This is a genomic window from Saccharothrix sabaoui (assembly GCF_051756985.1).
Taxonomy (GTDB): Bacteria; Actinomycetota; Actinomycetes; order Mycobacteriales; family Pseudonocardiaceae; genus Actinosynnema.
In genome coordinates this window covers 1-21527 of record NZ_JBPKJK010000025.1, presented here as the reverse complement: position 1 = coordinate 21527, position 21527 = coordinate 1, and the positions used below count along the sequence as shown (strand labels likewise).

Below are 21527 nucleotides of genomic sequence, written 5' to 3'. Positions count from 1 at the left end.
ACGTCCCCGGTATGACCGGCCCTGATGGGGTCAGCGGCGGCGCAGTCGGCGGAGGTCGGCGAGGGTGAAGCCGACCTGTTGGGTGACGTGGTCGTTGCCGGAGGCGATGTTGTGGGTGCCGTGCGGCTCGTCGTGGCCGTTGGTGGTGTCGTTGCGGTCGGCGTGGTCGGTCGTGTCCCTGTCGTCGCCTGTGGTGGGGCGGGCGCGCCTGGTGGATCGGGTGGCGTCGCCGTCGCCGTGGTGGATGTCGTGTTGGCTGCCGACGTGGGCGTTGCCGTGGACGTTGTTGGTGTTGCGGATCATGAATCCTCCGTGGCGGTGGGTGCCGGCGTCCTGTGTGGACGGAGCGGTGGCGGTGTCGTCGGTGGTCGGCGGCGGGGTCACGTCCCCGCTGTGACCTGTGGTGTCGCGGTGGGCGGTGGTGTGGTCCTGGTCCTCGTTGTGGTGTGGGGTCGCGGCGTTCTCCTCGGCCCGGTGGTGGCGGGTGATGAGGTCGGTGGTGCCGGTGGCGTGTTGGGCGAGGTCGTGGTGGCGGCGCATCATGGAGTCGTGCCAGTCGCTCCGGCCGCGTTTGTCGAACTCGGGGCGCAGTGCGGCCAGGCGTTGGCCGAGGTGGTGCATGTCGGCGGGGGTGAACTCGTTGGCGCGCGGGGTGGGTGTGCGTTCGGTGTGGTCGTAGAGGGTGTGGGCGAACGGGCTGGTGGTGAACGGGTCTGCGTTGAACGCCTCGCCGTGGTCGATGCCGATCAGGCGGCCGTCGTGGGTCTGTATCCAGTTGTCTGTGTTGCGGTCGCGGTTGGCGATGACGTGGTCGACCAGTCCGAGCAGCCGCCCGTCGGGGCTGCCGCTGTAGTCGTCGGGCACGTGGCGGCCTCCGGTCAGTTCGGTGCCGGAGCGGCCGTGCACGTATTCCATGAGGACTTCGTCGGGGGCGGTGCGGTGCACCGCGGCGTGGGGCAGGCCGACGGCGGCCAGCACGTGGGGGGCGAGTTCCTCGGCGTCGGTCAGCTTCACCGGGTCCGCGTCGCGGTAGTGGGCTTTGGTGCCGTTGCGTTTGCGCACCAACCGGGTCCCGTCCGGGTAGGTCAACAGTTCGGTGTCCCCTGTCGAGCCGTCCCCCAACGGCCGTGCCGACGAGGGCGGATCGGTGGGTGGGCGCAGTACCCGGGCCGCTGTCACGTCCCCGTCGTGACCTGCGGTTCCGTGGTCGTGTCGGGCGGCGGCGGTCTTGGCTTCCTGGTGGGCGGTGCGGGCGTCGGCGAGGCGTTGCCGTGCGGCGGTGATCTCGGCGGGGTTGCCGATCTCGTGGGCGTCGCGCAGGGCGCGGCGGGCGCGGGAGACGGCCTGGCGGGTGTTCTGGGTGAAGCGGCCTCCGGCGTTGGGGCAGCGGCGGCCCCCTGCTCTGCACATGTCACGTCCCTTCGCTGTGCTGGGGTTTCGGGTGGGTCAGCGGGTGGCCGCGCGGTCGGCGGCGCGGCAGGTCGGGCACCACGTGCGGGTGGTGAACCAGGTCCAGACGGCTTCGGGCCGGTCGACGCGAAGTCCGCAGGCGGTTTCGGCGTGGCCGTCCCACCAGGACCGGCGCACCTCAAGGTGGATCAGGTTGTCGTCGCCCATGACGACCCTTTCGTGACTTTGTGTGACGACGTGTGGGTGTGCGAGGGTGACGCGCGGGCGGTGGTGCGGGGTGCCGGCGCGGAGGTGTCAAGCGGTGTGGGGAAGGAAGCCGTCAGGGGAGCAGGACCGGCGTTTTCCGGGGTTTCGGCTGGTCGCCGTCCCGTTGTGTCGATCTTCCCTGGCAGGCGTCTCGCCTGGTGGAGTCAGGGAAGTTGGCCAGGGGAGCAGTCAGGGGAATTCCCCTGGGTCTCGCTGCTCCCCCGGCTGCTTCCCCGATACTTCCCGGTGCCCGACGGGCGGGTTTCTAGCCCTCGTCGTCAGTGTCCGCGCCGTTCTCTGTGTCACGCATCGTGACGGCTTCGGTGACGTCGTTGGCGTCCACGGCGCTCTGTCCGCTGTCGCGCTTGACGATGGGCACGCCGACCTCGGCCAGGGCGGCGGCGAGGGTCCTGCTGGTGTACTTGCCGTAGTGGTCGGGGCGCAGCGCGGCCAGGGCGTTGAGCACCTGGGCGGTGCGCAGGTGCTTGTGGCCGGTCAGGACGTGGGCCAGGTCGGTGAGGAAGTCGACCTTCTCCGGCTCGTCGTCGCCGGTGGTCGGGGGGACGTGACCGTCTCGCAGGTCCATGGCGCGGTCGGTGACCTCGGCGAGTTCGGCGGGGGTGAGGTAGAACGAGCGGAGCAGGCCGGGTTTGGCCATGATGCCGCGGACCATGGCGGTGCCGATGTCGCCGGGGCTCTCGTCGGTGGCCGGTTCCAGCGACACGGCGGAGATGCCGGCCTTGTAGGAGCCGGTGCCGAGGATGGCGTCGTTGGACTGTTGGTCGCCGATGGCGAAGCAGGCTTTGCACGAGGTCACCGCGGTGACCTTGCGCGGCAAAGAGGCGGTGGAGGCTTCGGGGGTGGCGAAGAGCAGGGTGACGGCGTACTTGCGGGCGGCGCTGATGAGTTTGGTGACCACGTCGGCGGCCTCCTCTCCGTACTCCTCGTGCATGAACAGCGCCTGGCACTCGTCGATGACCACGACCCGGGGCCGGAGTCGGGTGTCCTTGGTGGCGACTTTGCGGTCGACCTTGCGGACCTCGTGCTCCCGCAGGGCTTTGCCGCGTACGTCGAGGTCGGCGTACAGCTCGCGCAGGGTGGTCAGGCACGCTTTGACCGTGTCGGCGTCGGCTCCGGTGCGCAGGGTGCGCAGCCGCGGCTTGAGCGGTTCGTAGTCGAAGTTCTCCGCCAGGACGAACACGTCCACCTCGACCAGCGGGTCCAGCACGGCCCCGGCGACGAGGGTGATGAACATGCTCGACTTGCCCGAGCCCATGACCCCGGCGGCGGCGTAGTTCTTCTCGGACAGCTGCGCCCGCACCACCTCGCCCCGGATGTTGATGCCGACGGGGACGGACGCGAAGTAGTCCGACGGTCCGTCGGCGGCCAGCAGCGGCCACGGCCCGACCGGGCCGGAGAGCGCGCCCTGGTCGGCGACCCACAGGTCCAGCACCCCGGGCTGTCCCTTGGGTTCCGACGGCCACACCTCGACGGGCAGGCGCACGAGGTTGTGGGCGAAGACGGTCTTGCGCTTGACGATCTCCTCGACTGGCACGCCCTTGGGCAGCACGAGCTGCATGCGCACGCCGTTGCCGTCGCGGTGCGGCGGCTGCACCCACGTCGGCGTGATGCTGCGCCCCCATCCCTCGCGGAAGGCGTCCTTGAGCAGCGGCAGGCCGCCGAGGTGGCGCAGCGCGGAGAGCACCGCGGACTCGTCCACGATGATGCTGCGCCCGTCCGCCGGGACCGCCTGGTCCTCCCCCGCCCACATCGGCAACGTGCCCCGATCCCGGCCCACCGGGATAGTGCGCGCGGCCCACGTGCCCGCGACGGCGACGGCCCAGGCCCACCAGTAGTCCCCGGCCGGGGAGAGGTCGGCGACGGTGGTCCAGAACTCGACGGTGGCGTTCCACCGGTCGGTCAGCGACCCGGCGCCCACCACGGCCTGTGCGGCGGCGAAGCCGAGGAACAGCACGTGCCCGCCGGCCAGCAGCACCACCGCCCCACCCGACCACCGCAGGATCTCCAACCGGCGTTCCCGGCCGCGCTGCGCCGCCCCGGTGCGGCGGCGCTCCAACGCCTCTTCCAGCTCCCGCAGCACCCGGAAGTCGTCGGCGGACTTCGCGTTGACGCGCAGGGTGGTGATGGCCTGCTCAAGGTCGAGGTGCTTGCGCCGCGCCCGACGTTCGGCGCGGCGGATGCGGGACCCGGCGACGGCGTAGCCGGCGTTGCGGCGCACCGCCCGCGCGACGGAGCGGGTGCGCTCGTGCCGCACGACCCGCACCACCGCCCCGGCGGCGTCGCGCATGCGCGCGGCGGCCATGCGCCGGTCCAGCTCGGCGGACTCGGCGTCGGTGAGCAGCTCCCCGACGACCGCCCCGTCCGGTTCCAGCCCGTCCGTGTCCGGCACCGGGGCGGTGTCGGCGCGGCGCACCGGCAGGCGCACCACGTTGCCGTGCTCCTGGCCCTCGTCGTCGTGCTGGTGTGCGGTGGTCATGCCGTCACCTCCTGGCGGGTGCCGCCGTCGTCGGGGCCGTCGTTGCGGGTGGGGAACAGGGCGCGGTGCACGGTGGCGGCGTCCTCGGAGCGGCAGCGCAGGAACTTGCGTACGGCGGTCTGGGAGGGCTGCTCCGGGAGGGCCTGGCGGTCGATCGCGGCACGGACGCGCGCGGTGTAGCGGGCGATCTTCGCGGCGTCCGGCGCAGCGGGTGTTTCCGCATTTCCCGACCGGTGCGCGCCGGACGGCGCATCGGCCGTCGGGGTGGTGTCGGGCCGGTCGGCCGGGGTCGGCGCGGCGGTGCCGGTGGTGCGCGGTGCGGGCAGGGCGGGAAGGGCGGTCAGGTACTCGCCGATCTCGGCGGCCAGGGCGTCCCCGACGCTGTCGCCGCTCGCGGTGGCGACGGGCAGCCCGGCGACCGTGGTGGGGATCAGGCGGACGCGGCCGAAGCGGCGGCGCGGTTCGACCAGGCCGGGGCGGTGCACGAGGGTGGCGGTGCCGTCGGCGGCCAGCTCGGCGGCGGCCTGGCGCACGGCGGCGCGGCGCACCGCCTCCACCCGGCGCGCGGCCAAGCGCTGAAGCCGCAGGGCGGCGCGCTGCTCACGGGTCGGCCGCGGCTTCACGGGCGCGGCGGTGGCGGCGGTGTCCACCAGCTGGTGGACCACCACCCCGCCCACCGCCACGATGGCCATCACCACACCGTCGGTGACGCTGCCGCCGTCGGCGGTCAGGCCGTGCAGGAACGCCAGCGTCGCGGACACGGCGGCGGAGAACCACAGGCCGACCAGCAGCCGCCGCACCGGGCGTCCGGCGCGGCGGGCGGCGGCGAGGGCGAACGCGAACGCCCACATCGCCGCCTCGGAGTACAGCGGCATGGTCCAGCCGGGCGCGCCGTAGAGGTCGTGGCCGAACCCGGCGATAGCCGACCAGGCCAGCAGGGCGGGCACCAGGATGACCGGCACGAACAGCAGGTCGATCGTGTGCGCCGACACCCACCCGGAGGTGGCCTTGAGTGCGCGGGTGCGGCGGGCGCGGGCGGCATCGGCCTGATCCCGCCTGAGCTTGACGGCGGCGGCCCGTTCGGCCCGGTCTTGTTCGGCGCGGGCGGCGGCGTCGGCGCGGCGCTGCTCGAACAGCATGGCCTGATCGGCCCGGCGCTGCTCCGCGGCGGCGGCCTTGTCCGCGCGCCGGTTGTCGGCATACGTGCTCATCGGGACACCTCCAAACGGCGGGCGGAACGAGGGGAGAACGGCCCGGCGCGGCGGCCGGTACGGGTGGCGCGGCGGGCCAGGACGGCCACCACGAGGGCGGGCAGGCCGTAGGCGACCAGCAGGACCGTGGGGTCCTCGGCCTGGACGGTCACCGCCCACTGCGCCAGGCCGATCAGCCCGGCGACCATCAGCAACTTCCACAGCACCACCACGGCGACCAGGGCCAGGGCGACGACGAGGAGCAGTAAGGGCATCGGCAGGCTCACCGGGTGCCCCCGGCGGGGCGCAGCTTGCGGCCGGAGGCGGTGAGGTCCTGCCAGGTGCGGCCACGCTGCGACGACGGGGCGGAGCCGTCCGCGCTGGTGACCTGGGTGACCAGGCCGTAGGGGGCGGGCTGGTCGAAGGTGTCACCGGTGGCCGCGTCCACGAGGTCGCGCCGATGCGGGTTGTTCGCCATGCTGGTGTTCTCCTGACCCGCCCCGCTGGGGCGGTGTTGGGGTGGACCGGACCGGCGGCGGTTCCTGGCCGGGATGGGCCGCCGGTCCGGGCGCAACGGGACGTTCAGCGGGTGGTGCCGCACGCGCAGCTCGGGCAGACGCACGTCGCCCGGGGGTTGTTCTTCTTGTGGCCGCAGCGGGTGCACCAGTCGATCGGGATGCGCGGCGGGTTCGAGGTCGTGGCCATGCGGTTCTCCCTGTCCGGGTGTGCGGGTGACGGGGTGGTGGTCAGCGGGCGGCGTGCCACAGGGCGCACATCGGGCCGCCGCAGGTGGTGCCGTCGGCGAGTCGGCCGGTGCGCTTGCGCTTGCCGCAGTGACGGCCGTCGCGGCCGGTCGGGGCGGTGCAGTGGGTCGCCGAGGACTTGGTGATCAGACTGCGCAACACTGGTGTTCTCCTGACCCGCCCCTCTGGGGCGGTGTTGGGGTGGACCGGACCGGCGGCGGTTCCTGGCCGGGATGGGCCGCCGGTCCGGGCGAAGTCAGTGGACGGTGACGCCCTGCGCCATGAGCAGGTCCACCGCGTCGGTGAGCACCTGGTCGTGGTCGAACGCCAGGTGCCCGAAGTCGATCGACAGCACCTCGGCCACCGGCCACCACCGGGCCTGACGGGCGTCGTCGCCACCCACGGCCGGGGGCATGTGGTCGAGCACCGCGGCGAACGCCACCGACACCACACGGCCCCGCGGATCGCGGTCCGGCGCGTCGTAGACGCCGACCCGGTCGAGGTTCCACTCGCTGAACTCGACACCGGTCTCCTCGGCCAGCTCGCGCACGGCGGCGGCGGAGAACGTCTCGTGCGGGTCGACGTAGCCACCGGGCAGCGCCCACCGACCCGCGAACGGGTCGTGACCCCGCTCGATCAGCAGCACCCGCCACGTTCCGGCGTCGTCCTGGGCGAACAGCAGCACATCGGTGGTGATGGAAGCGTTGTTGCTCTTCACAGCGGCGATCTCCTCAAAGGTGTTGATGCATAAGGGAAAGCAGGGACGGACGGTCAGGCGGCGGCCGGTTCGGACGCGGTCAGGCGCAGCACGTCCACCACCGCCACACGCACCGGATCGGTGCCGGGAACCAGGGCCAGGCCCAGCGCGGCGGCGGCCCGGCCGACCTGCTCACCGGTGAGGTGGTCCCACACCTCCACCAGGGCCGTGCCCGCCGACGTGGCCACCGGCCCCTGCGCCGACACCCGCACGTAGTCGCCCACCGGGTCGAACAGCACGTGTGCCAAGCCCAGCGCCTGCGCCGCCCGCGTCACCTGCCCCGCCGACGACTCCCACGACAACGACCAGCCCATCTGCAAGCGGATGCCCTGGTCGGAAGCCGGGTCACGGGCCACCCGCACGGCCACCGCGCACACCCCCGCCAACGCCTCGGCGTGCTCGGCCAACAACGCCGCGGCCACCGCCGCGCGGTACGCCATCGTCGCCATCACGCGGCCTGCTTCACCGCGGCACGAGCGGCGGCGCGGCGCGTCCGGCGACCCCGTCCCTTGTGCTTGCCGAACACCGGGGCCGGCATCACGTTCGCCACCACCACCGGCCGCACCGGCTCCGCCAGCTCGGCCACCGCCTGGTCCAGCGTGACGCCGTACTTCGGCGTGATGCCGGCCAACGCTCGGGCCAGGATGCGGCGGTTGCGACGCTCCCGCGCCGAACCGTCCAACAACGCCGACGACGGCCCGGCCGCCACCGCGATCTCCACCGAAACCTGCTGGTCCAGCAGCCGCAGGGCCGCCGGGGTCAGACCGTCCGGGTAGTTGCGCGTCGTGTCCACTTCAACCTCCACTGTCAAGCCCCCTTGCATCTCGCAAGGGGGGGTTGCAGAGGCCACGTTAGACAGGGTTGCTTGCGTTCGTCAACCCCCTCTTGCGAAGATGGCGCAAGCCCCCTTGCAGAGGAAGGTGGAGGCATGGAAGAGCAGGTCAAGCAACTACGCGACATCCAGGACCCCATACGCCGCGCTCAACAGGCGAGCGACCTGGTCGGCAGGTTCCAAGCTGCGGTTACAGAGATCTCCAGGGTCCGCAAGGAAGCTTTGGAAGAGATGTCCTCCGTACTCGGAATGTCACAGACCGAAATTGCTGGACATCTCGACATGACACGTTCACGGGTAGGTCAGCTACTGAAGACCGGCCCTAAGATCGAACGCGCATTCTTTGGAGTAGGCACAAATCTAGTAGTCGCCGTGGGCGGGAAGCTTGAAGCTAAAGAAAATAACCCCGGCCCGGTTGTGGCACAGGAAGACTTTCAAGCTTACGATGAGTTCCGAAGCCTAGCCAGCGGCCTGGATTTTGAAACTAGTTACGAGGTCATACAGCCCCCCGGCATGATCAACCTCAACCGGGATGACCTGGTGGTAATTTGCGGACCTCGACTGTCGCCACTCATTGCACAAGTTCTCGAATCTGACACTTACATTGGATTTGACCGCGACGACAGCGGATGGCACCTACTCGACCGCATGCAACAAAAAGTTTATCGTTCCCCGATGGACGACGGCACGCCTGCCGACTATGCGTATGTCGGAAAATTGCCCAGACTCGACGGCAAAGGCAATTTTCTATATATCGCGGGCATTCACGCAATTGGAGCCGCAGGTGTCATACACTTTCTCGACAACCACATCGCCGAACTTTACCGTGAAGTGAAAGATGGTCGGTTCTCGACTGTAATTCACTGCACGTTTGATGCAACTACACGCCGGGTATTGTCCTCCAAGCGTGTCGCTCCCATCTACAAGTAGGACGGCGGTTCCATGCGCGCAGAACTGGACAGTCAACCGGGAAGCTTTGCAAACCCAAATGAAGACTGGGCCGCAGCAACCAACAGGATCGCCGTCCTCCTAGACGGTCTGACTGCTCCGGGCGACCTTGGAACCGGATGCATACACGGCGTGCCGTGGTTCGTAGAGCGATTGGGTTCAGCGCTAGTCGCAAATTTGGCGGACGACGAACTAGACATGCGCTCCGCCCTGGCCGCATCCATCCAATCGACAGCAAGAATCCATGCGCCTACATGCGACCTGAAAAACCCCGGAACACCGTCAGCGACAGTTCTAGCACTACGCGAAGGAGAGGAATATTTCGATTGGCTGGTTCTGGCAGACTCAACCTTGCTGCTCGACTGCACTAATGAGTTCATAGCTGTTAGCGACGATCGCGTAGCGCGAGTAAATCGAGCGCAACACGAAGCGGCCGTAAGTTCGGACACAGGTACCGATGAACACGAGAAGAATGTCAGCAAGCTCGTGGAGGCGCAAAGGCTAATCCGAAATACCCCTGGCGGCTACTGGGTGGCAGGAACCAATCCCAAAGCCGCAGCAGAAGCGCTAACGGGATCTACGCCAAAGGCGCTAGTAAAGCGTGCGGCATTGCTCTCGGATGGTGCAGCTAGGCTAAAAGAGTTCAATATAACCGACTGGAGCGGCATTATGGCCACCTTGGATGCTTCCGGGCCCCGAGGTCTGATTTCTGCCGTTCGCGAAGTAGAGGACAGCGACCCGACGGGCCGCCGCTGGCCGCGATACAAGAAGAGCGACGATGCGACTGCGGTTTATTTGACGTTCGACTAGCAGTCCAATGCTATGCGCAGTCAGGTGTCACTCTGTCGACTACCAGTCGACCTCTGCTGTCAGGTGCTGCCATGTTGTCGGCCAGCGGTACGCGATCACCGACTTTCGAGACTGTTATGAACCGAATCAAAACGGCAGTACGGCCGGGTATAGTCCCAGGTCAAGAAGTGTCTTCCCCGCGTGAGCGGGGGTGTTCCTCGTTTCCGTCACGAACAGGGAGGAGGCGCAGTGTCTTCCCCGCGTGAGCGGGGGTGTTCCCACGGCCGAGGCGATCAAGGCGCAGGACTGGTTGTCTTCCCCGCGCGAGCGGGGGTGTTCCGCCCGGCGACCTCCTCAACCCCCAACGGGCGCTGTCTTCCCCGCGCGAGCGGGGGGTGTTCCCTGCTCCGCGACCGCGCGCAGCATCGCGACGCCGTCTTCCCCGCGCGAGTGGGGTGTTCCCGTGCTGTTCGGATTGGGCCTCGGATGGCTGGGGTCTTCCCCGCGCGAGCGGGGGTGTTCCCAACACCGCCCGGCGCCCCGTGGCGCGATGTCCCGCCCGAGTACGGGCCCTGGCAGACCGTCTACGGGTTGTTCCGCCGTTGGCAGCGGGCCGGCGTCTGGCAGCGGGTCCTGACCGCGTTGCAAGCCCGCGCGGACGCCGCCGGGGCGATCCAGTTCGGTACGCAATGTGAGCAGCGTTGATCGCCACCCTCGCAGGACGGCCCTACTAGCCCCTGCGGGAGGTAGTAGGGCCGTCCTGTGGGTTGGCGGGTTTGGATGCGGGTTTCAAACCCGCCAACCCAGCCAAACCCGCACTCAAACCCGCAGCTCATCAGCGCAGGTCAGAGCCTGCTTCGTCAGTCTCTTGCGGGTTTGCGGGTTTGTTTTCTGATTTTAAGAGGTGAAGTAGTAGTAGTACATGGCTGTGCCGAGGCGGGCCCAACGGTCCGCCAAGGGGGGCCGGGCCGTAGAGGGCCGCACAGGACGCCTTGAGAGCCCCGTAGAGGGGACGAAGCAAGCCAGCCCTAGGGAAGACTCTGCCTCGCGCCTCTCAACATCAGTCAGAGCAGCTTTCTTCGGCGCGCATCCCAGGAGCGCCTTTGTCCACTCGGCGCGGTGCCGGTAAAGCGGCCCGTTTGCCCAATAGCTGCCCAAGTTGACCCTGCCCAAGTTGGGGGATGATACGTATTCCCGGGTCAGAGGCGGTTTCGAATGTGCCAGCGAGCACGGTTTCCTAAACCGTTAGCCGAACAAGCGTCGCGTTCAAGATTTTTCTCGTCGCTCGATGGAAATCGCATATGGTGTCGGGCTTAGGGCGAGCGTCGGGTGGTCGACTTGATGGGTTAGTTATGGCGCTCGGCTGCCCCCTGTGGACAGCTCGCCGCCTTGGCGGCGTCGACAAGCTCACAAGGCTTGCCGACGTGTGGGAGAGCGCGCCGTTCCATGTTGTGTCTATTTGGAGGATCGAAGGCGTTTTGCACGCTCGGCGAGCTGTTGCGCCTCGTCACTGTGTCCGAGGTCTTGCAATACCACCGCGAGGTTGTTCAGGTCGGTGGCGACTTCGGGGTGGTCGGGTCCGTAGGTGGCCTCGGTGATGGTCAGCGCCCGTTCGAGCAGGGGGTGGGCGTCGCCGGGGCGGCCCAGGGCGTTCAACGCGCCACCGAGGTTGTTCAGGAGGGTGGCGACGGCGGGGTGGTCGGGTCCGTAGGCGGCCTCGGTGATGGCCAGCGCCCGTTCGAACAGGGGGTGGGCGTCGCCGGGGCGGCCCAGGTCGCTCAACGCGAGGCCGAGGTTGTTCAGGTCGGTGGCGACTTCGGGGTGGTCGGGTCCGTAGGTGGCCTCGTCAATGGTCAGCGCCCGTTCGAGCAGGGGGTGGGCGTCGCCGGGGCGGCCCAGGTCGCGCAACGCGCCACCGAGGTTGCTCAGGAGGGTGGCGACGGCGGGGTGGTCGGGTCCGTAGGTGGCCTCGGTGATGGTCAGCGCCCGTTCGAGCAGGGGGTGGGCGTCGCCGGGGCGGCCCAGGTCGCTCAACGCGAGGCCGAGGTTGCTCAGGAGGGTGGCGACGGCGGGGTGGTCGGGTCCGTAGGCGGCCTCGGTGATGGCCAGCGCCCGTTCGAGCAGGGGGTGGGCGTCGCCGGGGCGGCCCAGGTCGCTCAACGCGCCACCGAGGTTGTTCAGGAGGGTGGCGACGGCGGGGTGGTCGGGTCCGTAGGTGGCCTCGGTGATGGCCAGCGCCCGTTCGAGCAGGGGGTGGGCGTCGCCGGGGCGGCCCAGGTCGCTCAACGCGCCACCGAGGTTGCTCAGGTCGGTGGCGACTTCGGGGTGGTCGGGTCCGTAGGTGGCCTCGTCAATGGTCAGCGCCCGTTCGAGCAGGGGGTGGGCGTCGCCGGGGCGGCCGTGCGTTCGGAGGTAGGTGGCGGCGCGGCCGAGCAGCCACGCGGTGTGCTCGGTAGTGGCGGATGGAATGCTCGTGGTGTCCTCGTGCACGGTCAGGACGTGCGGGAGGAGCGCCCGCCAGCGAGGCCAGTTCTGCGGTGCGGTCATGATCTCGCCCGGGAGGTCCGCTGCGAGCAGCTGCTGAACCACCAATGCCGGGGAAGTGCGGTCCTGTGCCGGCGTCGTGGTGGTGCGGGCGCGGAGTGATTGTTGGAGCAGTCGATGGGCGATGGTCACCTCGTCGCCGGAACGTCGGGCCAGGAACCAGCCGGCCAGCGCTCCGACCGTCTCGGCGAACCCGACCGGGTCCGTGGCGACCTCGGCCAGCGGTTCGGGCAGCACCTCCGGGTGGGCGGTGAACAGGTCCAGGGGGACGGGTTCGGGTGCCATCCAGGCCAACAGGTCGAGTAGCTGAACCGCCGCCCGGTCCTGTGCCTGCAAGGCGGTCAGCGACAGGTCCCACAGGGTCGCCAACGTCTCTCCACGACCGGCGACCCGACCGCGGACGATCATCTCGGCGGTACGTGTGCGCAGCAGATCCAGATACTCACCGACCGGGAGTTCGGTGGCCTCCAGGTACGCCGACGCCTGTTCCAGCGCCAGGGGCAGATCACCCAGCCACTGGGCCAGCGCATCCGCCGCGTCGTCGGGCATTTCGGGGAGGCGACGTCGCAGCAGTGCCACGCTCTCGGCGCGGTCCAGCACGTCCACGTCCAGCACCGGGCCGAGCGACCGGAACCCGTTGCGTCGGGTGGTGATCAGCACCTGGCCGTCGCCGGAAGGCAGGTACGGCCGCAGGGCATCGACCTCCTCGGCGTTGTCGAAGACCAACAACCACCGCCGCCGTCCGCGCAAGCCGGCCAGGACCACGGTGGCCGTGGTTGCGGGATCGGCACCGCCGTCGATCCCCAGCGCGGCACCCAACTCGGCCAGGTGGTCGGGGATCAGCGAGGGCTGCTCGGCGGGAATCCACCACACCACGTCGAAGTCGGCGGCGAAGCGGTACACGTACTCGATCGCCAACTGCGACTTGCCCACCCCGCCCAGACCCCGCAGCGAGTGCACCGCCACCGTCCCCGACGACCGCAACGCCTCCCGCAACCGCGACAACGACCCGGAACGACCGGTGAAGTTCGGGTTCCGCGCCGGCACGTTCCACACCCCCGGTAACGAACCCGGGAACCGCGGCTCCCGCGCCACCGCCCTCGTCCGGCCGGGAAACCCCGGAGCGGTGGCGGGCTTCAACCGGCCCTCGACGGCACCCTTCACGACCCGCAGCAAGCGGTCGCGGGCCTCGTCGGCCGGCAGGTCGAACAGGTCCTCCGACACCACCGAGCCCAACAGGCCCGGCCGGTCGCAGTCCTGCACCCGCAGCACCAGCAGCTTGCGATTCTCACCAAGTGGGGCATCGCGCCACGCGGTCTGCCACTCCGCCGCGCCGTAAGTCGACGACGCGTAGGCCGTCGACAGGACCGCGATCGTGCGTTCCGCCTTCTGCACGCCCTCCTGCATGGTGGCGACCCAGTTGCTGCCAGGCACGATGTCCCACGCCTGGATCAGCACGCGATGACCGGCCTCCTCCAACTCCCACGCGATCCACTCGGCCCACTGCCGATCATCCTGCGTGTAGGAGACGAAGAAGTCCCACTTGTCCGCCACGGACACCGCCCTCCAACCGTGTACCCGGACACATCGTGCCCGCCCGACCCCTGGTTACAGCACAGGCCCCACCCGAGAGATCCGAACGGCGGAACATGCACGGAACGCACCAGCGCAGAACATGTACATCCCTCATAAATTCGCAGATTGTCGGACCAAGCAACAGATCCGAGGCAAAGATCATCCTCATGGACCGCCGCAGTCAGCGAGCAAGGCGCCGCGGTGCCTTGAGGGCTCGTAGAAGCGGCGAACCGAGGCAGCCCACCGAAGGACCACCGGCCCACCCCGGCAGGGCGCGGCTGGTTCACTTGATGCCCGGTTAGGTGTGTGGGTTGGACGTCGTTGGTCGGCAAGTCCCACAGGGAGAACTGCAGCTCGGGCGCGGTGCGCTGCGGTTGCATTCGTGGCGGCGTTCACCGACGGTCGGGTGCGTTCGTGGGGACCGCCGTACTTCGTTGAGCTGCTTGAATAGGCGTTGCGATCGGTGCTGGTCGGTGGTTCGCAGACCTCGAAAGCGTGTGTGACGGACCAGGGCCGCCTGTTGGGTGTGCAGGTTTGAGACGGATTCAAACCCGCCGACTCAGCCAAACCCGCACTCAGACCGCCCTACATCGGCGCAGGTCAGAGCACTCTTCGTCGGCCTATTGCGGGTTTGTCCGTCTATTTCTAATTTCAGAAGGTGAAGGAGTAGTACACGGCTGCGCCAAGGCAGGCTCCAACGGCCTGCCTTGGGTGGCCGGGCCGCAGAGCGCCGCACAGGACTCTGCCTCGTGCCCTCAACTTAGGTCAGGCCTCTCCGCATATTCGCCCAAGGTCACGAAACTCCGACGACAGTATCGATTTGAACGATCAAACGGCATGCATGCATGACGGCAACACTCAATGAACTCAATTCCCGTCTACATCGAGACTAGGCGGAGACGATTCGAGCGTTCCATCAAGGTACCTCAGCAAGACCTTCAATCGATAAGAGAGCGCCAAGCTGTCGTTAGGGCTTTGTGAATGGCGATCAAATTCGAGCAACTCATACTGGGCGTTCGACAGCTCAGATTCGGCAGCTACTCGGTTTGCGCGACGCGCGTCGTTGAAACTCACAAGAGAGTCTCTCACAGGCAGATCCTGTCCCTGAGTAGAAAGGTGCCGATAGGCAAGGTAGTAGACCGAAACCATGCCCAGCTGTTCCAAGAGTGGATCTTTCTCCTGGAACACATCGTTGAGAAGCCCTAGAACAGTTGTCGCGCCGGCTTTCGCCTTCACCACCTTTTCAACTTCACCGGAGTCTTTCTTCATTGACTTGAAGAACGTGTCCAAATGAAACTTCTTAGAGTCGGCCGGACCGCCCATGTATTCCCAATAGAGGAACTTTGCAGCAAGATCCCAGTGGCGATAGCGCGTGTTCTTGAAAGGCAATCGGGATTTGAAGAAGTCGTTGTCGGCCAATTCTCTTGAAGCTGCCGGCAGTGGTCCGCCGAACGCATTTCTCTTCTCCGCAGCATTAAGAGGGACAGCCTCATTCAGCCTAGAAAACATCTCCTCGATTATCTCGACATCATCGGTTCGGATGCCAATGACGTCGAGTGAGGTCGAGTTCAGAAGAGCGACAACGTCTGGATACTCGTCCACAAGTTGCGAGTAGGTGAGACCAGCCGCAGCAACATCAGGATCTTCAAAGTATGAAAAGTCATCCGCCAACGGATACAGATCGTCTAGAAAGTCCCATATCGCCTGTAGGCGCTGCTTTCCATCAACGATCGCATACTTAACGCGCTTGCCGTCAATTACCCGGCGTGTCACAAACTCATGAAAATAGATCTTCGGAACATCGAACCCGTTGATGAGCGAGTCGATGAGAAGCTGCTGCTTCTCAATAGACCAAATACTCCCCTGCCGCTGGTACACCGGCTCCATCTCAATCTGACTGCGCAGCTGAGAAAGATAGCCGACGGAGGTATTGCGCACGTGGCCGACATTAAAATCTTCCATCAGTACATACCCTTCACATACGCAGCAAGAGTGTTCAGATCTGGATAGACCGACATAGCCGAAATATTAATCGCGCGCAACTGCTGCCTGATCCGCTCTTTATACTGAACCGGCACCACCCAGCTATCTATGCAATCCGCGCCATGGCTAGATTCAAGGGGGGCATGGGATCGGTGATTCACCGTAAAAGTGCCGCTCTGGGCAATGATTCGACCAAATGTCCTGTTGGCGATCGCTGCGACTGGGGCCATACTCGGCTTCTTGCTAACATTTTCAGGCAGGTAATCGTTCAAGAGTTCATCGTGACCGAACATAAGCATGTCAATATCAGCGGACACAGTACTCGCGTTAAGATCTCTCGGACGCAATATAAAAAAACGCCCATCTGCACGCTTATCGTCTTGACCGGAATCTCGCTCGACCGCAAAGTACAACCCAACCAGTGGATTTTCAGTCCAGTCAAGCAGCCTAGTCGGCAAGCCATGGTGTTGAGCAAGAAATACCCAGCCCCACTCCGAGTCAGGCGCATAACGTAGCCGCGAGTGCGCATCCTGCTTGAAACGCTTCACCATCTCGCGTTCAGCCTCAAGCCACTCTCGACGCCGAGCAAGCGAAGGAACCAAGGGCCAGCGTTGGTCCACGTGCCCGCGGTACCACCGCGTGCCGAACGCCGCTGTGTCTTCCAGCACTTCAAGCAGATCCTCGACACAGCAGATCTCACCGGGCGTGCCCTTCGGCATCGAGCACCATCCGTTCACCACGCTGTGCGACTGATCGGACGATTCTGCCGAAACTCCCTCTACGCGATCAAGGCCACCGCCGCTGGCGGCGTGTCGCGGGCGTACGGCGGACATCGTCCATCCTGGCACTCCCAGCATCCGCCTCACTGCGCCGGTCGGCCGGGCGGCGCAGCGCGCCGTCCTACGACCTCGCCCCACCGACGAACTCACCTACAGCGGGCGAGTGAGCGACCAACTGCGTGACAACCAAGGCGGACAAGTGCACACGCACCCGGACGTTCACGGACGTCACATGTGCCGTGAGCTGGTAGAACAGGGAGGCTTTGGTCCTGGCAACTTTGCTTCGGGACGAAGAGGTCGCAGGTTCAAATCCTGTCACCCCGACCACAGATCAGGGCCTGTCCGAGAGGTATTCGGACGGGCCCTGAGTCGTTTCCGGGGCTCGGTCGTTTCCGGGTCCGGGTCGTTCTTCAGCCCGGTGGGTGTGAGCGTGGGCGGGAGCTGGGACGTCGACGGTGGCTCGTCGCGGTGCCTGGTCGGCCCGCGCCGGAAGTCCCGCCGCCGTGGCGACGTCCCCGGTTCTCCGCGTCACACGCCGCGCAGCGGCGGGTAGTCCTGTTCGGGCGGCGGTGAGAGCCGCTTGTTGAGGTCCTGGGCTTCCTGGAGCTGGTCTTCCAGGGTCACGATGCGGCACGCGGCCTCCAGGCCGGTGCCCTTGTCGACGAGTTCCCGGACCCTCGCGGCCAGCCGGAGCTGGTGGCGGGAGTAGCGGCGGTGCCCGCCCTGCGAGCGCTGCGGCTCGATCAGCTTCACCTCGTCGAGGCTGCGGAGGAAACCCGGTGTGGTGCCGAGCATCTCCGCGGCCCGGCCCATGGTGTAGGCGGGGTAGTGGTCGTCGTCGAATCTGTCCGCCGCGTTCTGCGGCTCGTTTGTCTCTGCCGGCATTGCACCTCCGCGCCACGAGGGCCCCGGTGCCGTAGCACCGGGGCCCAGGGTTATGGGTTCACTTCCATCATCCGACCGCTAGGTCGGCTTGTCACATCCGCGCTGCACGTCCCACTGACGACGATGAGCGCGAGGATCGCTTATGCGTAACCGGAGACCACCTTCCAATCTGTCTGGAGTGCGGTACCCGCCCGGCTGGTCCAGCCCGAGGCAGGCGATCCGATGGTGTGTGACCCTTCCCTTCTCCTCTGGTTACTTCCCTGATCTCTTGCGACTGCTTGTCTTGCGTACTGCCTTGCGTGTCTTGCGACTGCTTGTCTTGCGTACTGCCTTGCGTGTCTTGCGACTGCCTGTCTTGCCTACTGCCTTACTTGTCTTGCGTATTGCCTTGTCTACTGCCTTGCGTACTGCTTTGTCTTGCCCACTGCTGTCTTGCCCAACTCCGGCCGTCGAAGGCCCTTGACCTCGCGCCGAGGCAACGTGCTGTTCCCGCCCCGGCCTGTGAGGCCGTCTTGCTCCCAACTCACGGGTAGTTCGTCATCTCCCGTGCCGATGAGACCTTCTCTCTCGTGACAAGGAAGATACTACGCACACGGATCATGGAATGTCTACCCCCGTCGGCACAGATTTCCTCGTTCGAGTGACGCAGTACGGCTGACCAGGCACAACGGGGGAAGGCGAGGGCGCGGCGGCGGCGCGGGAGGCGCGGCGGCGGCGCGGAGGGTGCGAGGGCGGAACGTCCGCGCCCGACCGGCGGCGCGGACGTGCCTGCGCGGCGGGCCTGGGGGCAAGCGGGGGGTGGCGCCGGAGAGGTGACTCGGGGTGGCTCGGGCCGCCGGCGGCGGCGGTGGTTCGGGCGCTCGCCCGGGGCCACCGCCGCCGCGGGTCGCTAGCGGACGTGCGGGCGGAGCTCGGCGAGGCGGCGGAGCAGTTCGCCCACCTGGTTCCAGTCGAGCTTGGCGGACTCGCCGGGCGGCGTGTGGATGCACACGTTGCCCTCCTCGGTGAGGGTGACCTCCAGGGTGCGCCGACGACCGAGGGCGTCCGTGCACCCGACGCGACCGCCCTGCCGAACCGTGTTGTCGATCATCGGTCTGACCTCCCCTGTGCCGCACTCGTCTTGCCAGGTGATTCGTTCATACGAACGTTGGCGTTACTCGTCACTCCTCGCTGTTGTCAAAACCGACCGTTCGGCCGCACAGTCGAAGGGTTGTCACGTTCTGTTAGCCCATTCGAGTGGAGGTTGCAGATTCAACTTACGGTGCGTAACGAGCAGCAAGATCGATGCGACGACGAGTCAACGCACCCGCACCGGAGATCCACCGTTCAGCACCGAGGGCACCGCCAGCAGGGAGAAGCACCTTGAGCACCACCTCCACCGCACGCCCGGCCTCCGAGAACCTCCTCCCCCTCGTCGTCCTGCCACTGGTCGCGCTCGGGTCGGCCGGGCTCGTCGCACTCCTCGGCACACCGGTCTGGGGCGTGGTCGCGGGCGTCGTGGCCGCGCTCGCCGGGCTCGTGGCCCTCGCGCTGGTCCGGGCGTCGCACGCGGTGGACCGCATCCTCGACGAGGAGCTGGACCACCGCTGATCACCCTCCGTCGCGCCCGCCACCGGCAGCCGCGTCACCCTGCGTGAACGCGGGTCCGGGCGGGCATCATCACGGCATGGCGGACGACGGCAGATCGGGCATCGAGGAGCGCACGGCGCTGCGGCGGCACATGTACGGCACGAAGGACCTGGCCGCGCTGCCCGTCTTCGCCGGCGGCTTCATCAACTTCGGCTACTGGCGCGACGTCGACCTGACCGGCCCGATCACCGTCGAGCAGCGCGTCGCCACCCAGGAGGCCCTCTACGACGTGGTCCTCGACGCGCTGGCGCCCCGACCGGGCGACCGGCTCGTCGAGGTCGGCTGCGGGCACGGCGTGGGCACCCGGCGGGCGCTGCGCCACGACCCCGCCCTGGTCCGCGGCCTGGACCTGGTGCCGGAGCAGGTCGCGCGCGCCACCGCGGCCAACGACGACCCGCGCGTGGCGTTCGCGCAGGGCGCGGCCCACGACATGCCGTTCGACGACGGCGCGTTCGACGCCCTGCTGTCGGTGGAGGCCGCGCAGCACTTCGAGGACGTCGCCGGGTTCGCCCGGGAGGGCGCGCGGGTGCTCGGCGACGGCGGCCGGTTCGCGCTGACCACGTTCTTCGCCACCGACGCCGCCGCCGCGCCGGAGCTGCTCACCGCGGTCGAGTCGTTCGCCCGGGGCCTGGACCTGGCGCACCCGGTGGGCGAGGTGCTCGACCACCTGCGCGCCGCCGGGTTCGCCGACGTGGCGGCGACCTCCATCGGCGAGCACGTGTGGCGCGGCCTGGACCGCTGGCTCGAACTCGGCCCCCGCCCGGACCACTGGGACCGCGCCTACCACCGGGTGGCCCGGCGCGGCCTGCTCGACTACTACCTGGTCACCGCGCGCAAGCCGGCAGGATCGGGGGTGTGACGACGCACCCGACCGCCGCCGTGCCCGACCCGCTGTTCCCCGACGCCGAGGCCGAGGCCCGCTGGCGCGCCCGCTTCACCGCGGCGCGCGTGAGCCTGCCCAGCTGGGCGGAGGACGCGCCGGACCGCAACCTGTACCTGTCGAACTCCAGTGGCGTGTGGGAGATCTACGCCTGGGACCGGGCCACCGGCACCCACCGCAAGGTCACCGACCGGCCCAACGGCACCTCGCACGGCGCGCTCAGCCCCGACGGCGAGTCGATCTGGTGGTTCGACGACACCGACGGCGACGAGTTCGGCACGTGGGTGCGCGAGCCGTTCGCGGCGGCCGGCGACGTGAAGCCCGCCGTGGAGGGCGTGCACGCCGGGTACCCGGCCGGGCTGGAGATCGGGCACGAGGTCGTCGCGGTCGGCACGTCCACCGACGACGGCACCACCGTGTACGTCTCGCGCGGCGGCGCGCCCGCCGAGGTCGTCTACGCGCACGAGAACGACGGCGGGGTGACCGCGCTGTCCAAGGACGAGACGCTGCTGGCGCTCGCGCACTCCGAGCACGGCGACAACCGGCACGCCGCGCTCCGCGTGATCACCCCGACGGGTGAGAAGGTCGCCGAGAAGTGGGACGGTCCGGGCAAGGGCCTGGACGCCATCGCGTTCAGCCCGGTGCGCGGCGACAACCGGCTGCTCGTCGGGCACGAGCGGCGCGGCAAGGACGAGCTGCTGATCTGGGACGTCGCCACCGGCGAGGAGACCGAGGTCGTGGTCGACCTGCCCGGCGAGATCAGCGCCGACTGGTACCCGGACGCGTCGGCGCTGCTGGTCGTGCACACCTTCCGGGCGCGCAACACGCTGCACCGCTACGACCTGGCGACGGGGGCGCTGACCGCGCTGGACACCCCGCACGGCACGGTCGGCGGCGCGCACGTGCGGCCCGACGGCTCGGTGGAGTACTCGTGGTCCTCGGCCGGGCGGCCGGGCGTGGTGCGGGTGCTGGCGGCGGACGGCGACGAGCGCGTGCTGCTCACCCCGCCCGGTCACGCGGCGCCGGCCTCGGTGGACCTGACCGACGTGTTCGTCGGGGACGTGCACGCCCTGGTCGCGCGGCCGGAGGGCGCGCCGGACGGCCCGCTGCCGACCGTGTTCCACCTGCACGGCGGGCCGCACTCGGCCGACGAGGACCGGTTCTCCGCCTACCGGGCGGTGTGGCTGGACGCCGGGTACGCCGTGGTGCACGTGAACTACCGGGGCTCCACCGGGTACGGCTCGAAGTGGCGCGACGCGATCGAGGGCCGGCCGGGGCTGACCGAGCTGGAGGACGTGGCCGCGGTGCACGACTGGGCCGTGTCGACCGGGTTCGCCGACCCGGCGAGGTGCGTGGTCAACGGCGCGTCGTGGGGCGGGTACCTGACGCTGCTGGCGCTGGGCACGCAGCCGGAGCGGTGGGCGGCGGGTGTCGCGGGCGTGCCGGTGGCCGACTACCTGGCCGCCTACGAGGACGAGATGGAGCCGCTGCGGGCGTTCGACCGGGCCCTGTTCGGCGGGTCGCCGGAGGAGCTGCCGGAGCGGTACCGCGAGTGCTCGCCGCTGACCTACGTGGACGCGGTGCGCGCGCCGGTGCTGGTGCTGGCGGGCGAGAACGACCCGCGCTGCCCGATCCGGCAGATCGACAACTACCTGGACCGGCTGGCCGAGCGGGGCGCGGCCTACGAGGTGTACCGGTACGACGCCGGGCACGGGTCGCTGGTGGTCGCGGAGACGATCCGGCAGACGGCGGCGGAGGTCGCGTTCGTGCGGCGGGTGCTCTGAGGACGCGGCCGGGGCCCTCCGGGTGGGAGGCCGGCCCGGCCACCGACACGACCGCG

General features: G+C 68.2%; 22 protein-coding genes. 6 read left to right on the top strand and 16 right to left on the bottom strand.

The window, feature by feature from the left end; genetic code table 11:
• Window positions 1-30: 30 nt before the first annotated feature.
• The 11 genes from ACR807_RS10320 to ACR807_RS10270 form a co-directional block, all read right to left on the bottom strand.
• Window positions 31-1410: a DUF4398 domain-containing protein gene (locus ACR807_RS10320; RefSeq protein ID WP_438921019.1), complete on the bottom strand. Its 1380-nt coding sequence runs from the start codon at window positions 1408-1410 to the stop codon at window positions 31-33.
• A 36-nt stretch (window positions 1411-1446) separates the two neighbouring features.
• Window positions 1447-1617, bottom strand: a complete 171-nt coding sequence (locus ACR807_RS10315; RefSeq protein WP_438921018.1) for a hypothetical protein — start codon at window positions 1615-1617, stop codon at window positions 1447-1449.
• 304 nt (window positions 1618-1921) lie between these two features.
• Window positions 1922-4153: an FtsK/SpoIIIE domain-containing protein gene (locus ACR807_RS10310; RefSeq protein WP_438921017.1), complete on the bottom strand. Its 2232-nt coding sequence runs from the start codon at window positions 4151-4153 to the stop codon at window positions 1922-1924.
• Window positions 4150-5364 (bottom strand): hypothetical protein, encoded by a 1215-nt coding sequence (locus ACR807_RS10305; protein ID WP_438921016.1) that lies wholly within the window; start codon window positions 5362-5364, stop codon window positions 4150-4152. The genes ACR807_RS10310 and ACR807_RS10305 overlap by 4 nt, the downstream gene beginning before the upstream one ends.
• A complete protein-coding gene (locus ACR807_RS10300) occupies window positions 5361-5618 on the bottom strand; it encodes a hypothetical protein (RefSeq protein WP_438921015.1) in 258 nt (85 codons plus the stop codon). Before ACR807_RS10300 ends, ACR807_RS10305 begins: the two co-directional genes overlap by 4 nt.
• Before the next feature lie 8 nt (window positions 5619-5626).
• A complete protein-coding gene (locus tag ACR807_RS10295) occupies window positions 5627-5821 on the bottom strand; it encodes a hypothetical protein (RefSeq protein WP_438921014.1) in 195 nt (64 codons plus the stop codon).
• Between the two features lie 104 nt (window positions 5822-5925).
• Complete coding sequence (locus tag ACR807_RS10290; RefSeq protein ID WP_438921013.1) at window positions 5926-6048, bottom strand: hypothetical protein; 123 nt, start codon at window positions 6046-6048, stop codon at window positions 5926-5928.
• A gap of 41 nt (window positions 6049-6089) precedes the next feature.
• Window positions 6090-6248: a hypothetical protein gene (locus tag ACR807_RS10285; RefSeq protein ID WP_438921012.1), complete on the bottom strand. Its 159-nt coding sequence runs from the start codon at window positions 6246-6248 to the stop codon at window positions 6090-6092.
• Between the two features lie 94 nt (window positions 6249-6342).
• Entirely contained in the window at window positions 6343-6804 is a 462-nt protein-coding gene (locus ACR807_RS10280; RefSeq protein ID WP_438921011.1) for an NUDIX domain-containing protein, read from the bottom strand.
• Window positions 6805-6857: 53 nt separating this feature from the next.
• Window positions 6858-7292, bottom strand: coding sequence for a hypothetical protein (locus ACR807_RS10275; protein ID WP_438921010.1), 435 nt, complete (start codon window positions 7290-7292; stop codon window positions 6858-6860).
• Window positions 7292-7636 (bottom strand): hypothetical protein, encoded by a 345-nt coding sequence (locus ACR807_RS10270; protein WP_438921009.1) that lies wholly within the window; start codon window positions 7634-7636, stop codon window positions 7292-7294. Before ACR807_RS10270 ends, ACR807_RS10275 begins: the two co-directional genes overlap by 1 nt.
• A 135-nt stretch (window positions 7637-7771) precedes the next feature.
• On the opposite strand from ACR807_RS10270, the gene ACR807_RS10265 reads away from it, so the two are divergent.
• The 3 genes from ACR807_RS10265 to ACR807_RS10255 all read left to right on the top strand — a co-directional run bounded on the left by ACR807_RS10265 (window position 7772) and on the right by ACR807_RS10255 (window position 10117).
• Window positions 7772-8605, top strand: coding sequence for a sigma-70 family RNA polymerase sigma factor (locus ACR807_RS10265; RefSeq protein WP_438921008.1), 834 nt, complete (start codon window positions 7772-7774; stop codon window positions 8603-8605).
• 12 nt (window positions 8606-8617) lie between these two features.
• Window positions 8618-9433 (top strand): protein phosphatase 2C domain-containing protein, encoded by an 816-nt coding sequence (locus ACR807_RS10260; RefSeq protein WP_438921007.1) that lies wholly within the window; start codon window positions 8618-8620, stop codon window positions 9431-9433.
• A 465-nt stretch (window positions 9434-9898) separates the two neighbouring features.
• The gene (locus ACR807_RS10255; protein WP_438921006.1) at window positions 9899-10117 is read left to right on the top strand and encodes a transposase; all 219 of its coding nucleotides are present in this window, start codon (window positions 9899-9901) and stop codon (window positions 10115-10117) included.
• A gap of 750 nt (window positions 10118-10867) precedes the next feature.
• Here ACR807_RS10255 and fxsT read toward each other — a convergent pair.
• From fxsT to ACR807_RS10230, 5 genes are all read right to left on the bottom strand, one after another.
• A complete protein-coding gene (gene fxsT / locus ACR807_RS10250) occupies window positions 10868-13510 on the bottom strand; it encodes an FxSxx-COOH system tetratricopeptide repeat protein (RefSeq protein WP_438921005.1) in 2643 nt (880 codons plus the stop codon).
• Window positions 13511-14398: 888 nt separating this feature from the next.
• A complete protein-coding gene (locus ACR807_RS10245; protein WP_438921004.1) occupies window positions 14399-15493 on the bottom strand; it encodes a DUF262 domain-containing protein in 1095 nt (364 codons plus the stop codon).
• A complete protein-coding gene (locus ACR807_RS10240; protein ID WP_438921003.1) occupies window positions 15493-16347 on the bottom strand; it encodes an FRG domain-containing protein in 855 nt (284 codons plus the stop codon). Before ACR807_RS10240 ends, ACR807_RS10245 begins: the two co-directional genes overlap by 1 nt.
• Window positions 16348-16821: 474 nt before the next feature.
• Window positions 16822-17178 carry a MerR family transcriptional regulator gene (locus ACR807_RS10235; RefSeq protein WP_438921002.1) on the bottom strand — a complete coding sequence of 119 codons (357 nt, stop codon included), beginning with the start codon at window positions 17176-17178 and terminating at the stop codon, window positions 16822-16824.
• Window positions 17179-18067: 889 nt separating this feature from the next.
• Complete coding sequence (locus tag ACR807_RS10230; protein WP_438921001.1) at window positions 18068-18268, bottom strand: hypothetical protein; 201 nt, start codon at window positions 18266-18268, stop codon at window positions 18068-18070.
• 272 nt (window positions 18269-18540) lie between these two features.
• Here ACR807_RS10230 and ACR807_RS10225 point away from each other — a divergent pair, with 272 nt between their 5' ends.
• The 3 genes from ACR807_RS10225 (at window position 18541) to ACR807_RS10215 (ending at window position 21471) form a co-directional block, all read left to right on the top strand.
• On the top strand, window positions 18541-18768 hold the full coding sequence (locus ACR807_RS10225; RefSeq protein ID WP_438921000.1) for a hypothetical protein: 228 nt from the start codon (window positions 18541-18543) through the stop codon (window positions 18766-18768).
• Window positions 18769-18844: 76 nt separating this feature from the next.
• Entirely contained in the window at window positions 18845-19666 is an 822-nt protein-coding gene (locus ACR807_RS10220) for a class I SAM-dependent methyltransferase (protein WP_438920999.1), read from the top strand.
• Window positions 19663-21471 carry a prolyl oligopeptidase family serine peptidase gene (locus ACR807_RS10215; RefSeq protein ID WP_438920998.1) on the top strand — a complete coding sequence of 603 codons (1809 nt, stop codon included), beginning with the start codon at window positions 19663-19665 and terminating at the stop codon, window positions 21469-21471. The genes ACR807_RS10220 and ACR807_RS10215 overlap by 4 nt, the downstream gene beginning before the upstream one ends.
• Window positions 21472-21527: the final 56 nt, after the last annotated feature.